The organism is Duncaniella sp. B8, assembly GCF_005304985.1.
GTDB classification, from domain to species: domain Bacteria; phylum Bacteroidota; class Bacteroidia; order Bacteroidales; family Muribaculaceae; genus Duncaniella; species Duncaniella muris.
In genome coordinates, this window is the sequence record NZ_CP040121.1 from 2846478 (window position 1) to 2861338 (window position 14861).

Below are 14861 nucleotides of genomic sequence, written 5' to 3' on the forward strand. Positions count from 1 at the left end.
TTTTAAGTATGGATTTCGTAACCGGAGAAATTTTATATATTGACAAGCCTCTTGAATGGACTTCGTTTGATGTGGTAAAGCGTCTGCGAGGTGTTATCCTCCACAAGATTCATAGAAAAAAATTCAAGGTGGGACATGCCGGAACGCTTGACCCCCTTGCTACGGGAGTTATGGTTGTGGTGACCGGTCGTGCGACCAAACTGATAGAATCGCTGCAGGCTGGAGTGAAAGAGTATGTCGCCACTCTGCAACTCGGAGCAACAACCCCTTCTTTTGACCTTGAAACGGAAGTCGATGACACATATCCGACTGAACATATAACTCTTGAGTCGATACAGGAGATTTTACCTCGTTTTATAGGTCGCATAGAGCAGGTCCCACCCGCATTTTCAGCATGTAAGGTCGATGGCAAACGGGCCTATAAGATGGCACGCAAAGGTCACGATGTAGAACTTAAGCCCAAAGTGCTGGTCATTGACACCATTGAGATCACAGACTTTGATCAGGCTTCGATGGTCTTGACGCTCAGAATTGTTTGCAGCAAAGGAACTTATATCCGGGCTCTTGCGCGTGACATCGGTGAGGCTCTTGGCTCCGGAGCGCATCTGATCGGCTTGCGCCGCACAAGAGTGGGCGAGGCTACCATAGAGCGCTGTCTTAGTGTCGATGCTGCTGTAGAGATGATCAGAAATGCAGAAGTGACTTTCCCTGAAGGAGAGGAATCTCAAAGTTGATCACTCCGGAATTATTCACGTTTAATTATTCAGAAATCAGTTCTAAGAGGATGTTTAAAACCAAGAGTTAAAATCTGAGTGGTGTATCTTTTAGATAAATTGATGCAAATGAGGAAGGAGCATAGCGAGCTATGTGACTGACGAATTTCAACAATTAAGCAAAAGAGACACCAAGGCTCAGGTAACTTAAAAAATTCTCAAACATGAAATTACTGAAAGAAAAAAAGACAATACCATCGCCTGCGAAAGTTTTGGGCGCCTATAGCTCTTCATCTCAGTCACATAGCTCGCTATGCTCCTTCGATTCAGAGCCATATCCACCTCAAAACTTTCGCTCAGATTTTAACTCTTGTTTTTAAACAACCTCTAAAAGTTTATCAGATATTTAAGGATGAAATTATCGCAATTTAAATTCCGCCTTCCGGAAGAGCTTATCGCCCAGCGTCCGGCTCCTGAACGGGACCAGTCAAGAATGATGGTTGTAAACCGTCGTACCGGAGAAATAGAACACAAAATTTTCAAGGATATCATTGACTATTTCGATGACGGAGACCTGTTTGTCTATAACGACACGATGGTATTCCCGGCCCGCCTTTATGGCAACAAGGAGAAGACTGGCGCTCGTATCGAGGTTTTCCTGTTGCGTGAACTCAGTGCTGAAAATAAACTTTGGGACGTTCTTGTGGAACCGGCTCGCAAGATCCGCATCGGCAACAAGCTTTATTTCGGTGACGATGAGTCGATGGTGGCGGAAGTGATTGACAATACAACATCACGCGGCCGTACACTCCGTTTCCTCTATGACGGCCCGCATGAAGAATTCAAGAAGGAACTGTATAAACTCGGCACCACACCTCTGCCTTACTACATAAACCGCGAGCCGGACGAAGAGGATGCCGAACGCTATCAGACCATCTTTGCCCGTAAGGAAGGAGCGGTGATTGTGCCCGGTGCCGCGCTCCATTTCTCGCGTGAACTCCTCAAGCGTCTTGAAATCAAAGGTGTGAACCAGGGCTTTATCACAATCCACAGCGGCCTCGGCAACTACCGTGACATTGATGTCGAGGATCTGACAAAGCATCGCATGGATTCTGAAGAGATGGAGGCCGATGAAGAACTTGTAAAGCTTGTCAACGCCACTAAAGACGGCGGCCATCGTGTCTGTGCGGTCGGCACCTCGGTGCTCCGTGCGGTTGCAAGTTCTGTCAGCATGGGCGACCACATGAAGACTTACTCAGGATGGACCAACAAGTTCATATTCCCGCCTTATGATTTCTCGGTTACAGATGCGCTTGTGTCGAATTTCCATCTGCCGTATTCCACAATGCTCATGATGGTAGCTGCTTTCGGAGGCTATGATCTTGTCATGGACGCTTATAAGAAAGCTGTTAAGGAAGGTTACAAGTTCGGAGTCTATGGTGATGCCATGCTCATTGTATCATAACTTTGGGAGATCAATTAATACTCTCTCTTACTGATATTCTCTGACTATAATCAATATATGGCCAATTATCTGACCATTGCGAATCAAAGTGAAGCGGCTTTTCGTGAAAAGATGAGCCGCTTCATCTCTTTTGCCATTCCGGTCACCACGGCTGCGGAGGCTAAAGAGTATGTGGCGCTGTATACAAATGAGTATCACGATGCGCGCCATGTGTGCTGGGCCTATATGCTTGGATCAGACAGGAAGGAGTTTCTTTCGTCAGACAACGGAGAACCTTCCGGCACTGCCGGCAAGCCCATACTCGGCCAGATCAACTCATTCGGGCTGACCAATGTGCTGATAATCGTTGTCAGATACTTCGGAGGGATCAAACTTGGCACATCCGGCCTTATTGCAGCTTATCGTGAAGCGGCCCGGCTGGCTATCGAAGCGGCCGAAATCATAGAAGGCCGCGATATGACAACTCTCAGCCTGACTTTTCCGTATCTGGCCATGAACGATGTCATGAAACTTGTGAAAGCTCAGAATCCTGCCAATGGCCGTGAATGTGTGAAAATAATTTCGCAGGATTTCGATAACACCTGCTCCATGATGTTGTCTTTGCCTCTTGATCTTCTACCGGAACTATCCGGCCGTCTTGAGGCGATATCCGGCACATCTGTCATTGCCCCTGAGGATTCTGAGAATTAAGAGCCGGTTCGACAATAAATGTTAAATTTATACAACCCCACATAGTAGCATTGCAGATCCCCGTGTCAGGTCATGTCTTACAGTCATAGAGGCGCAGATCAGTAGCCTTTGCGGTATTTGTCTTCTTCGGAATCTTCAAGTATCGACAGGTATGATGCGTAGCGTGACTCTGATATCCGGTGATCGTCTACTGCCTCTCTGACGGCACATCCTGGTTCGTGAGTGTGTGTGCAGTCGCTGTAGCGGCATTCCGCTCCGGTTTTGAATATCTCAGGGAAAAAGTGGCTTACCTCATGGCGGTCAAATTCGAGGGTCCCGAATCCCTTTACGCCCGGAGTGTCAATGATTGCAGACGGCTCGTCCATATCCGGCAGATCAAACATTTCTGAAAAGGTAGTGGTATGCATGCCGGTGTCATGAGTCGATGAGATCGAGGCGGTGGCAAGTTGCAGTCCGGGAATAAGATCGTTGATCAGAGTGGATTTGCCAACTCCGGAATTGCCGGAAAACAATGTCGTTTTTCCTCTGAGATTTTCACGTAGAGTCTCCAGCCCTTCACCGGTTTTGGCCGATACTTTCACCACTGTATAGCCGATGGATTCATACAGATAGCTTGCGGCGTTGAGATATTCCATTGCGTCAGGATCATCTTCAAGCAGGTCTATTTTGTTCATGACTATAACAGCCGGCACACGATAGGCTTCGGCTGTAGCCAGAAAACGGTCAATAAATGTGGTGGAGGTTGTTGGATGGAAGAGTGTCACTACAAGACATACCTGATCAAGATTTGCCGCCAATATGTGGGCCTGCTTGGAAAGGTTGCTTGCTTTGCGGATTATATAGTTGCGCCGGGGTGCAATCGCGGTGATATAGCCCGTGTCACCGTCAGGCAGACTTACGGTCACGTGATCTCCGACAGCCACTGGATTGGTAGTACGGATTCCTTTCAGCCTGAAATTTCCTTTTATCTTGCAGTTAAGGTCTTCGCCGCTTTCAGTGCGCACGAGATAGCTGCTTCCGGTATTTTTGATTACAGTTCCGGTCATTTCGATTTATTGTTTGATTGTTTGTCTAAAAATTGCGCCGCTCTTTTCTTGTCCACGCCGAGTTCGATTGCCTTTAGTGCATCGGCCTTGGCGTCGTCGGGGCGATAGCGCATTTTATTTAACGCTGCACGGTAGAGATAGAGTTCACCATCATCTGGGGTCATTGATAATGCTGCGTTGATATCATCCGAAGCATCCTGTAGATTTCCGCAGAGCATATGGCAATAACCGCGACCACTGTAGAATTCGGCATCCTTGTGCTCTTCAAGAACTTTGTTGTAATAGGGGATGGCTGCTGCAAATTCTCCGGTCCCGCTCAGTACAGAGGCACCGGCTATGTTGGTCTCGGTCTCGGAGGGGAAATTACGCTCCATGAATTCGAAATCAGCTTTCGCGGTCTTGAATTTATGAGCTCTTAAGGCGAGGAGACAGTGATGAAAACGAGGGCTGATAACCGTCGAGTCAAGTTGCAGGATCAGATCATAGTCCTTGTAAGCCTCTTCTTCCATACCGAGTGCAGAGAGAACGCGGGCGCGGTTGCTGAGTATGGTGACTGATGCCGGAGCCATCACATGTGCGTCAGTCAGTATGGCCAAAGCCAAAGAGTCCTGACCCATATTGAATCTGATTATTCCGAGATTCGACATGAGAAGAATGTTTGATGGGTTGCCGGGCTCTAACTTCAGAGCTGCTGTCAGAGCCTCGGCTGCTTCTTTCCATTTCCCTTCGTTGCAGGCCTTGTCGGCTTCATCTACTTTTTGCATGTAAGGGCTGTCCTCTTCCGGTTTGGCCGTTGAGGCCGTGGCGGTGAAACAAGGTGTCAGTATGGATAATATCAGTATACTTGTGCGGAATATATTCAGAAGTATTTTCATTTTGGAGACTATGGTGGTGAAAGAGAGGGCGCCGACCGTGAATGGTGGCTTGAAATCAATTTTCAGACAGCTTGTTGCGGTAGTCACGAGGCGACATGCCGGTAAGATGCTTGAAGTATTTCCCGAAAAACGACTGGTTGGAGAAGTTCAGCGCCAGACTTATTTCCTGGATGTTCATACCTGTGCTTCGGAGCATGAGTTTTGCTTCGAGGATCACACGGTGATCAATCCATTCTCCTGCGGTCTTTCCGCTGATATCTTTAAGTACAGCAGAAAGATGCTTTGGAGTTACAAAAAGTTTGTCGGCGTAGAAATTGACCGCGCGTTCTGATTTGAAGTGGGTTTCAATCAGGTCAATGAAATTGGCCAGTAGTTCTTCGCGCCTGGAATGGTGACTGTGGTCTTCCGATCTTGAGGCATAGATGCTGAGGGTGTTGTAGAACAGGAGTTCGCAGCTGGCGCCGAGAGTCAGTTTGTTGAACGGGCGGCCTTCAAGCCTGATCTGCTTCTGGAGCATCTCATAGATCAGATACTGGCTTTCAAGTTCCTCTGCAGTCATCTCGATGATTGGGTTGGAGTTGTAGTGGAGAGTGTAGGGGGCTACGAAATGGAGCGATGGCAGAATTTCGTTCAGCTTGTCTTCATGGACCACAATGAAAAAGCCTTCGAAGTCGTGACTTTCTTTGCATTGGCTGATGATATGGCCGGGTTTGAGGACCATAAGAGAATTAGGCCCCATATACCTGGGGGCGACATCAACGGTCGCTGAAATCTCGCCCTGTCTGCACACGGCTAAAAGCATGTGGGCAAGACGTGAGGGAAATTTGACGTTGCTGATTTCAGAAAGTGAGCGAAACACTCTTATTGTTTCATACGGACGGTCGTGTAGAGCTGAGATCATCGGAATCAATTGATGTTTGTTTCGCTGCAAAGGTAGGAATTATTTCAATAGAAAGTGGTCAGTTTCTCGCTTTTTTGAGTTTAAAGTTGTTTCGGGTGGTTAAATTTTGTCCAGTTTGGCGGTCAGCGTATTCCACGTCGGTTAAGTTCGGCCTGATAGCGCCGGGCATTGGCCATGTGTGTTGCATAGTCAGAGGCAAAGTTGTGGTAGCCTGAAAAGTCTTCTTTCGCACACATGTATATGTAGTCGTGTTTCGGAGCATTCAGCACCGCGTCAATTGTTGCAGCTGCCGGTATTCTGATAGGTCCGGGAGGGAGTCCGTTGACTTTATATGTGTTGTATGGCGATTCGATAGCAAGGTGTTTACCGGTGATTCTGCGCAGGGTGAAGTCACCTGTTGCAAACTTGACTGTTGGGTCGGCCTGCAGTTTTATCCCTTTTTTGAGACGGTTGAGATACAGACGCGCCACTTTCGGCTTTTCATCGGCCTTTGCTGTCTCTTCTTCAACAATAGATGCAATTGTCGCTACCTGAGAGGTTGTAAGTCCAAGGCTTGCGGCTTTGGCCCGGCGCTCTTTGCTCCAAAATCGGTTGCGGTAGTCAAGCAGGCGTCTGACCACATTGGCCGGAGAGGCGCTCCAGTAAAACTCATAGTTGTCAGGAATAAATGCGGCCGAGAAGTTCGGTCGTGAAAAACCGCTGTCAGGCAGGACTTCATCACAAGCCCGCTGAAATTCATCAGGAGTGCATTGAAGCTGTGAGGCTATACGCTCAGACAGCTGCTTCATGGTTCTTGTGCCGTTGAACCGGACATCGACAGGTGTCTGGCGTCCGCGTGCTATGCGTTTGCTGATATTCAGTGCGCTTTGGCCTCCACTCACTTTATAGGCTCCCTGCGAAACATCAGAATTTCCTCCGAACAGTTTCCAGATTATATAGACGCGGGTACCCATTGATGATCCCAGCGAATGTTTCATCGAGTCTTTGACTGCATTTGTTGAGATGCCCTTCGGAATATAGATCCACTCGCTTTTGCCGTCTTTGGCGGAGTAGGGGATAAATACGAATCCTATGGCCGAGCATACCGCTACGAAGATAGCGATTGCTCCGATGAGCAGTCCGAGGCTGTGTCTCTGTCCCCATGACTGTTTCTTCTTTTTCTTCCGTTTAGTTTGTGTTGCCAGGGCTGTGAATTTTAAGGAGTTATTCTGTCTGAAACCGTGTTTAGCGAAGATGGTGGAGCGAATCAAGCATTTCCTGCAGACGGTCGCGGACCTGCCTTAGCCGCTGCACGGTCTCGAATTTTTTTGTAATGCCGTCGCGATTGCGTTTGAGTTCTTCTTGAGCCGCTTCAAGTTTCATGCCTTTGTCCTTGACGAGGTAGCTGATCATGCGTATCGCTTCGATGTCACGAGGAGTATAAAATCGTGTGCCACGGTCGTTTCTGCGTGGATTGATTGTCGGGAAGATGTTCTCCCAGAAACGCAGTGTTGACATTGGCAGTCCTACCATTTCGGCTACTTCGCTGATTTTATAATATTTTTTGCTCGTGCTGTCCATTGGCAATCGGAGGCTGTTAGCTCAAATTGCAGGCAAAATTAGCCATAAAATCCGAATCTGACAATACTTTCTACGAATAGAGCAGAGCCTTGTCACGGCTCTTTCATTTAAAAATGCTTGGAATTTTCAAAGTGCATGACTGATAGTTAGTTAAAAGTCATTAACCCTTTTATCCAAAATGAGATTAATACAGCCATTGCGTAACTGCTACATATAACTACTTGATTAACAGTGGCGCATTGTAGCATCAAAGTTAAATGAAAGAGCCGTGGAGCCTTGTGCGGAGGGGTGTCTGAAAATGTTGCCAGATACTCTCCGGGGACAAGGCTCTGCCGGTATGGCCTGCTGTTTCTACAGGCGTTTAAGTTCTGCTTCGGAAGCCGGAACTCCTTTATATGTGCTCTTGCGGGGCTGAAATCTGTAGATCAGGCTAAGAGCGATGCCTCTGCGGTCATAGCTCTGCTTTTTGTCGACAAAGACACCACAGGTGTTCATTGTCCAATCGTTGTTCGCGGTGTTGAATATGTCAGTTGCCGAGAGTCTGACGGTCAGAGATCTGTTCAGAAATGTTTTTACGACGGAAGCGTCAATTGACATCCATGTCGCACCGAATCGGTTTGTGTGCATGTCTCCCTCTGTCTGTCCGTTCATATTGGCTGTTATCGACCATCCGTGAGGCAGTGAGAACGTATTGTCAAAGTAGTATGAAAATATAGGCTTATTGTGGCTTGTATTGTCGAGAGTCAGCCATTGTCGATACAATCCGGCTGTGACATTCGGTGTCCAGCAACCGACGGGCTTGCTCCATACAAGGTATAAGCTGAGTGCGGTAACGTCAATGTTGACCGGGTGCATGAGCAGTTGCAGGCTGTTTGCTGGATATAGTTCCTTGATGTAAGCGAATGTGTCAAGGCTACGTGTCAGATCGCCCTGTAGTATAAAATCTTTCCACATCCCGAAAAGCCTGATGTCATGCATTCTTTCATCACGCAGACTTGGATTGCCACCCTCTATTTCGTGTTGCCCGACATAGTTTAACGATCCTGTAAGGCGGGAATATGGAGGTTTCACCGTGGACATTTTATAGCTCAGGCTGATCTGAGCGTCATTATTGAATGTGTAGCCGAGCGAAATGTCTGGTGTAAGCATATGGTCGCGGCGGCTTACGTCTTTATCTCGCTTCCTATCGGTCCTGAAATCATAGTCAACATACTCGTATCTTGCTCCGGCAGAAAGAGAAAACTTCCCGAACATGCGTGACCATGACGCGAAAAGCGCGGCTGAAGTCTGCCTTGTGTCGGTCAGAGAGGATGGAATGTATTCTCCTATCAGGCTGTTGAGCATGTGGTAGTCAAGTTTGGTATGAGTGTAGCTGTCCTGTGTGCCTATGGTGAAATTCCCGTTCCAGATAGGGTAATCCAGGTAGAGTTTGGCAGCCCAGAGAGAGGATTTGCGCTTATCTGTAGAGTTGACATCCGGATCTGCTGATTCAGGATATGTCGTTGCTACGCTGCTGTTGCCTTCCGAGAGGCGGAAGTCTCCGTCAAAATGGATTCTGTATTTGTTTGCAAATGTGTTCTCATAGTACACTGATGCGAGGTGGCTGTGGGCACGGATGAGTTTGTCTATGTCACGCCTAAGCGCAGGATTGCTGTCAATCCATTCGGTTCCGGAATTGCTGAAGTCGCCGTGCTCAGGGTTGTAGCGATAATATGCTCCTGCTGATTGGGAGTCTTTGGCATAGTTGAAACCGGCTTTGACAACTCCGGTTTCGGTAGGGTAGGAATTATTCTGACTGCTTCCGACCACTGTTTTTGTCCCCTCATATGTGAGCGTGTTTGTGGTGGTGCCTTTAGCAAGTGAATTATCATAATTGACTGAACCGTTGACAAACAGTTCCAAATTGCCGGTCCGGTAGCTGAGATCGAGATCATCCATGACCGACCATTTGCGCCTTCGCTTAACCTGAAGCTGGTTGGTGGCGGAGAGGCCATCGATGAAATTGCGCCTGGTGGTGATTCTCAGTACTGCGTCTGTCGTGCTTGCGTAAGCAGCGCCAGGAGCCATCAGCAGTTCTACTTTTTTCAGATTTGAGGAGAGTATCTGCCGTAGTTCCTGCTCATCGCGCATCTGCCGCCCGTTGATATAGATTTCAAGATTGTGTTTGCCTATGACACTGACGGCATCATCCTGCACTTTTATCATAGGAAGTTGGGCGAGGACGTCAAGAGTATTGCGGGTCAAGCCGAAAGCACGGTGCATGAATTTTGAGAAAAGTGTTAAATTTGTGGCATGAAAACCGCAGATGCAATATGGATGTGCCTGCCCGAGGGCATGGACGAACTATTTGAAATGGTGCGCTTCGAGCGCACGGAACAGTCCTATGACATATGGCTTGACGAAAAGAAGAAACTGTCTGATGAAGACTATCGTAATCCAAATATCGTAGCGCGAGGCTATACGGATTATGTAACAATACAGGACTATCCGATGCGTGGACGGCCTGTATTTCTTCACATGCGCAAGAACAAGTGGTGGGACAGGCAGACCAACGAAATCTTCAGCTACAATCTCGAACTTCCCAACGAGGAAGGAACACGACTCAGCGCCGAGTTCGTGGCTTTTTTAAAAGACGAAGGTGGAGACGACAGCCCTGTCGATTAAACAGATAGCGCAGATGTACTGCGTCAACGGCAAACATTTTGCCGACTTGTACCGCAATAAGATAAGCGGTTACGCCGACTGGTGCGAACAGGAGCTTGGCTGTGGGTTCTATTTCAACGCCGATAATATCGGCCCTTACATGAGTCTTGATGAGACGTGTCTGAGCAACGGGGAGGTATGGACGTTCCTGACCAACAAGGACGGCCACGGAGGCAAGGGAACACTTGCGGCAGCCATTCCCGGAACAAAGAGTGACGAAATTATATCCATACTCATCGGAGCTATGGAGAAATCAATCAGACGCAGGGTCAAGGAAGTGACCTGCGATCTCTCGCCATCAATGATGCTCATAGCCGCAGAAGTGTTCTATAACGCCCATGTAGTCAACGACCGTTTTCATGTCCAACAGGTCTATAATGAGGCCGTTGACGAAATCCGCATTGACATTCGCCGACAGCTCATCGCAGAGGAAAACAACCGCAACAAGTCCGAACCGCCGGTAACGTACTCCAACGGAGAGACCATGCGCCAGATACTGGCTCGCAGCAAACACACTCTGATGATGTCGCAGAACAAATGGACTGACATACAGCGCCATCGTGTCAACATACTGTTCAAATACTATCCAATATTGAAGGCTGCATACAGCCTTGCGATGGAGCTGCGCAAGATTTTCAACGCTAAAATCTCACCGACAAAAGCCATGGGGAGGATGAACAAGTGGTATGAAAAGGTAATGGCATTGGGTAACAACAACTTCCGCTCGGTAATCAAAACATTCAAGAACCACGCCCCAACAATCCTGAACTATTTCCGTCGTCGTGCGACCAATGCCTCTGCCGAGGCATTCAACTCTAAAGTCAAAATATTTCGCTCACAAATGCGTGGTGTCCGGGACCGCGACTTCTTCATCTTCCGATTAGTCAAACTCTACGCCTAAAAATTTAACACTTCTAATTGCCCAATTTAACATATGCACCGTGCTTTCGGCTTGAGCCAGTATTGCCGAGTGTTGCAAGATTAGAGCCTGGAATGGAAGATACAAGTGTTGAGCCGACAAGCTTTGTGGCGGGCTGTTTTGCCGTGACAATGATCTCCTGCAGCTCATGCGTTAGGCTGTCAGGATCTGTCTGGACTTGAGCTTTTGCTGTAATGGAGGCAAAAAGAATGGTAAGGCCTGTGATGAATGTTTTTGTGTTCATGCGAGTAAAATTGATACTGCAAAATTACTCGCAAAACCTCTGTAAATCCAAAATAATAGTCTGACCAGGAGAGTCGTAATAGGTTGATAATCAGTGGTGCGTTTTGTTGTTTTTCGGAAAAGTCTGACCGCCGGAGAAAAAGGCTTAAAAAACAGACATAATGTCCGGGCGGGCAGGCGCTACGTTTTCTTTGAGGCGCGATTTCAGCCGTGATTTACGTTTATATATCACATCGACGGATTCGCCGAGGAGCAGACTGACAGTGCGTGTTGAAAGTCCGCTTGCGAGATAAACCAAAAGCTGATAGTCTTCCGGCTTAATGGCGGGATAATTCTCACGGACTTTGATGAGAAGATTGTCGCGGCAGTCGTTTACGGCCTGTTCCATGTTGGGAAAAGAGTCTGTGCGCACAGACTCGATTTCAGCTTTTACTTTGTCGATTATCGCCTTTCGCTCAGTTTTTGCCCCTTGTGATTCATAATATGTCTGGCAAAGGGAGTCAATTAATGTAAAACGGCTTTCGAGCAGGCCGTGGAGCTTTGATTCGAGGCGTCCGATGTCACCACGGCTGGCATCAATCTGAATTTTAAGCCCGGAGGCCTCAGACATAAGTGCATCGTTGCGGGCTGATTGCAATCTGATGCGTTGCCGCATCCAGGCTATTGTCATGGCGGCAAAAAGGAGAATGACAAGGCCGATTGCCAGCTGCATCTCACGTTTGGTCCGTTCCTTATACAAAAGAAACTCCTTTTCTTTCTGTAGGTAGAGCGCTGTGGCAAGAGCATCGGATCCACCGGTTGACTGTATCAAGGCTTTAAGCCGTGAAGCTTTTTTGTGTTCATCAGTCTGGTTGTGCCTGTTGTAGTAGTCTACGGCTATATTTATTATAGTATCTGTGGGTGCTGAGAGTCGGTTGATAACCATCGCCTCGCTGTAAAGAAGCGCCCAACGAGCCATCGTGGCTGAGTCGCGGAATTCGGACACATCAATGCTGTTGAGCCGAGACATAGCTGCGGATGGATCACTCTGCATGAGGCGTTCGGCCTCATCAAGCACTACCGGATGCGAACTTGAATAACTGCATCCGGTGACAATGACCATAATGACTATGTAAAGCAGACTACGCATGATGCAAAATTAAGCAAAAAATTCTGTACCATACAATATCGGCTTGTCTTTATTGTCAATCGGCCGCTATTTTCAGAATGACGAATGGTGATTTTTCAGATTATGATGCTGTTATACATTGTTATATGGGTTAAGTTAAATTGTTTTAAAAGCGAGTGCGGAGAGTGGTGAATTATCTGAAATTCTGTGATTTTAAGCCGGATTTAATTATGCCTGATAGCATCTTTTCTCTGCCTTTGATCTGCAATTAGCCGATAAACTCAGAAGAATTTTTTAACTCTCCAAATAAAAAATTATGAAAAAACTATTGCTTGTCTCTGTTGTGTTGATCCAGTCATGTATAGCGCTATTCGCCCAACAATTATATAATGACAGTACTTATAGTTATAGGGAGATACGATTCCCTCTGACAGAGAGTGACACGAATACTGTTTTCTACTATTTCAATGATGAATGGATTCCGGGGCTCATGCTGGAAATGGTCGAGCCACAATCAATAGAGAAGATTGAAATTAAAAATGACAATTTTGGGAATCAGGCAGTTTTCTTTACGTTGCCTTCAAAAACTCTGTCTCAACTGAAAACGAAAGCCGATGAAATCAGAAAGCATCTGTTTGAAAATTATGATCCTATATGTGAATTTCCGGGAGGTAACGGTCTGTTGAAGGAATGGTTGAGCGCCAACAACAGAATTCCGGAAGGATATAAGGGACATGAAAGGGTAGTGGTTTTGTTTAAGGTTCAGCCTGACGGTGAAATCACAGATGCTAAAATGTTGAAACAGAGCAAAAACGAGGCTGTCAATGAAGGGGCTTTGAGGCTGGTTGGTGAAATGCCTAAGTTTCGGGTCAAATACTATACTCCAAAGAAGATGCCGGTCGGAATGGCTCTCCCGATTGTGTTCAAAGATCCGAATGCAATTTATATCAGATAAAAAGGAGTCGGTTTACCAGTCATCATCGTCAAGATCATGGTATAGATCAAGAGTATCTTCTACATCATCGTATATGTCATGATCGTATTCGATTTCGTCAAGGCGGTCTTGCAGTCTGTCTATTTCATCTTGAATACGGTCATAGCGCTCTGACATGATGTCGCAATCGTCAAGCTGGCATTCAAGTCTGTCTATACGGTCTTGCAGAGCGTCAGTGTCATTATCGCTTATATCGTCGGCGTAGCGGGAATGTTTGATGTATGGCTGAATTGGCTTCGACGGCAGTTTTGGAGTTATAAACAAAAAAATACCGACAAGACTTTCGACGGCAAAGTGATATGAATTTTAAGCAGTTTCTAAGATGATGCGTTGTCATTAGAAGTTAGCAGTTTGTCTATAACGTATTTATCAGCTTGTGCTCTGGAGGTGAATTTGATCACGTTTCCGCTGAAATTGTCTAAGAGTAGATTTATGACCGGCAATTGATCGGATGAAAAATTCAGGATCCATTGCCGGAATTCTTCGTCAAGGACGAACTCGGTCCAGGGTATATCTTCTCTCGGTCTGCCAAGCCTGCTGATGGCTCCGTCAATGCAGGCTTCTGATGGAAGATCGAAAAGAAACACAGTGTCGGCTTTCTGAAGCCTCATCGGGAGTGTGCGGAGGTAGTTGCCGTCAATGATCCAGTCTTCATAATTGAGTATTTCAGAGAGCCTTGTGTCAAATTCATCGTGAGTCACTGTCGTTCTGTCTGGCTTGTGCCAGATCATGTCGAGATAGTACAATGGCAGACCGGTCTTAGCGGCAAGTTTACGTGCAAAAGTGCTTTTCCCGGCTCCGGGGCAGCCGATGATCAGGATGTGTTTCATGATTCTGTGGTTCATATTTTGCACATAGAGTTACTTTTAATAACAAGTATAAAGCCGGTATGGAGTCAAAAAGATATAGCGCATCTTTTGTCAAATATAATGATGGTGATATCCTCTCGAAAAATCAATTGCAAAGATATGATTGTTTATGAATCGAGTCAATAGATTGTGCGGAAAATGGCGGCTCCCGATATGTCGATAGAGTTGGCAGACTGAGCTCTGACCCATGATGAACTGTGGGCAAGGCAGAATGTGGCAATAAAGAGAAACAGCCTTGATTTTATTTGAGATCAAGACTGTTTCCTATTTGTCAAAAAGCACCGACGGATTAATAATGTTAATTCCGTTTAATAAAGAGGAGTTGGAGACACCTAAGATTCAGGTTCAAACATATCCTTCCCAACTCCGCATTCAGGGCAGAGCCAGTCTTCGGGGAGGTCAGCAAATGATGTACCGGGCGCAATGCCATTTTCAGGGTCTCCGACAGCAGGATCATAGATCCAGCCGCAGACAGTGCAAACGTATTTGTCCATAAATCAAATGTATGTTTAAAATAAACACCTAACGGAATAGCAAATTTGAGTAAAGCGTAGCGAACAGACTGAAAAAGCGTTCGTTACGCTATATTTTTCTCTTGTTCAAAAGCCAAGAAGAGACAGAATATGGACAAACGCAGCAAAAGTTCAGTTACTTTATCATTACCCGTGCGATGATGCAAATTTCTTGCGAAACCTAAATTTTGCATCGTTTGGCGTTATGTGTCGTATCTGTCGGTAACTCACTATGAATTAATTTTGTAACCAAAAAAAAGTGA

General features: G+C 46.6%; 17 protein-coding genes. 6 read left to right on the forward strand and 11 right to left on the reverse strand.

Annotated elements, in window-relative coordinates:
- The first annotated feature begins 8 nt into the window (after positions 1-8).
- The 3 genes from truB to FDZ78_RS12030 all read left to right on the forward strand — a co-directional run bounded on the left by truB (position 9) and on the right by FDZ78_RS12030 (position 2868).
- Positions 9-734 carry a tRNA pseudouridine(55) synthase TruB gene (gene truB, locus FDZ78_RS12020; RefSeq protein ID WP_107032520.1) on the forward strand — a complete coding sequence of 242 codons (726 nt, stop codon included), beginning with the start codon at positions 9-11 and terminating at the stop codon, positions 732-734.
- Positions 735-1125: 391 nt separating this feature from the next.
- Complete coding sequence (gene queA, locus FDZ78_RS12025; RefSeq protein ID WP_107032521.1) at positions 1126-2178, forward strand: tRNA preQ1(34) S-adenosylmethionine ribosyltransferase-isomerase QueA; 1053 nt, start codon at positions 1126-1128, stop codon at positions 2176-2178.
- A 57-nt stretch (positions 2179-2235) separates the two neighbouring features.
- Positions 2236-2868, forward strand: a complete 633-nt coding sequence (locus FDZ78_RS12030; RefSeq protein ID WP_123397987.1) for a YigZ family protein — start codon at positions 2236-2238, stop codon at positions 2866-2868.
- Between the two features lie 98 nt (positions 2869-2966).
- On the opposite strand, the gene rsgA is transcribed toward FDZ78_RS12030, so the two are convergent.
- From rsgA to FDZ78_RS12060, 6 genes are all read right to left on the reverse strand, one after another.
- Complete coding sequence (gene rsgA, locus FDZ78_RS12035; protein WP_123397986.1) at positions 2967-3914, reverse strand: ribosome small subunit-dependent GTPase A; 948 nt, start codon at positions 3912-3914, stop codon at positions 2967-2969.
- Complete coding sequence (locus tag FDZ78_RS12040; protein WP_123397985.1) at positions 3911-4789, reverse strand: tetratricopeptide repeat protein; 879 nt, start codon at positions 4787-4789, stop codon at positions 3911-3913. Before FDZ78_RS12040 ends, rsgA begins: the two co-directional genes overlap by 4 nt.
- 55 nt (positions 4790-4844) lie before the next feature.
- Complete coding sequence (locus FDZ78_RS12045; protein WP_107032525.1) at positions 4845-5690, reverse strand: helix-turn-helix domain-containing protein; 846 nt, start codon at positions 5688-5690, stop codon at positions 4845-4847.
- Between the two features lie 122 nt (positions 5691-5812).
- A complete protein-coding gene (gene mltG / locus FDZ78_RS12050; protein ID WP_240740276.1) occupies positions 5813-6940 on the reverse strand; it encodes an endolytic transglycosylase MltG in 1128 nt (375 codons plus the stop codon).
- On the reverse strand, positions 6915-7250 hold the full coding sequence (locus tag FDZ78_RS12055; RefSeq protein ID WP_107032526.1) for a MerR family transcriptional regulator: 336 nt from the start codon (positions 7248-7250) through the stop codon (positions 6915-6917). The genes mltG and FDZ78_RS12055 overlap by 26 nt, the downstream gene beginning before the upstream one ends.
- Before the next feature lie 351 nt (positions 7251-7601).
- Positions 7602-9512 (reverse strand): outer membrane beta-barrel family protein, encoded by a 1911-nt coding sequence (locus tag FDZ78_RS12060; protein ID WP_136408633.1) that lies wholly within the window; start codon positions 9510-9512, stop codon positions 7602-7604.
- Between the two features lie 30 nt (positions 9513-9542).
- On the opposite strand from FDZ78_RS12060, the gene FDZ78_RS12065 reads away from it, so the two are divergent.
- Positions 9543-9914, forward strand: a complete 372-nt coding sequence (locus FDZ78_RS12065) for a transposase family protein (RefSeq protein ID WP_107037111.1) — start codon at positions 9543-9545, stop codon at positions 9912-9914.
- Positions 9889-10854, forward strand: a complete 966-nt coding sequence (locus FDZ78_RS12070) for a transposase (protein WP_240740261.1) — start codon at positions 9889-9891, stop codon at positions 10852-10854. The genes FDZ78_RS12065 and FDZ78_RS12070 overlap by 26 nt, the downstream gene beginning before the upstream one ends.
- 13 nt (positions 10855-10867) lie before the next feature.
- Here FDZ78_RS12070 and FDZ78_RS12075 read toward each other — a convergent pair whose 3' ends face one another.
- Together FDZ78_RS12075 and FDZ78_RS12080 are read right to left on the reverse strand one after the other, a co-directional pair.
- Positions 10868-11116, reverse strand: coding sequence for a hypothetical protein (locus tag FDZ78_RS12075; RefSeq protein ID WP_136408634.1), 249 nt, complete (start codon positions 11114-11116; stop codon positions 10868-10870).
- Between the two features lie 144 nt (positions 11117-11260).
- Positions 11261-12244 carry a hypothetical protein gene (locus FDZ78_RS12080; RefSeq protein WP_136408635.1) on the reverse strand — a complete coding sequence of 328 codons (984 nt, stop codon included), beginning with the start codon at positions 12242-12244 and terminating at the stop codon, positions 11261-11263.
- A gap of 295 nt (positions 12245-12539) precedes the next feature.
- Between FDZ78_RS12080 and FDZ78_RS12085 the strand changes: the two genes are divergently transcribed.
- Positions 12540-13178: an energy transducer TonB gene (locus tag FDZ78_RS12085; RefSeq protein ID WP_107032529.1), complete on the forward strand. Its 639-nt coding sequence runs from the start codon at positions 12540-12542 to the stop codon at positions 13176-13178.
- 12 nt (positions 13179-13190) lie between these two features.
- Here the strand turns inward: FDZ78_RS12085 and FDZ78_RS12090 are convergent, their stop codons facing one another.
- From FDZ78_RS12090 to rd, 3 genes are all read right to left on the reverse strand, one after another.
- Positions 13191-13481: a hypothetical protein gene (locus FDZ78_RS12090; protein WP_107032530.1), complete on the reverse strand. Its 291-nt coding sequence runs from the start codon at positions 13479-13481 to the stop codon at positions 13191-13193.
- Between the two features lie 53 nt (positions 13482-13534).
- On the reverse strand, positions 13535-14062 hold the full coding sequence (locus FDZ78_RS12095; protein ID WP_205743438.1) for a hypothetical protein: 528 nt from the start codon (positions 14060-14062) through the stop codon (positions 13535-13537).
- A 356-nt stretch (positions 14063-14418) separates the two neighbouring features.
- Complete coding sequence (gene rd / locus FDZ78_RS12100) at positions 14419-14580, reverse strand: rubredoxin (RefSeq protein WP_107032531.1); 162 nt, start codon at positions 14578-14580, stop codon at positions 14419-14421.
- Between the last annotated feature and the right edge of the window lie 281 nt (positions 14581-14861).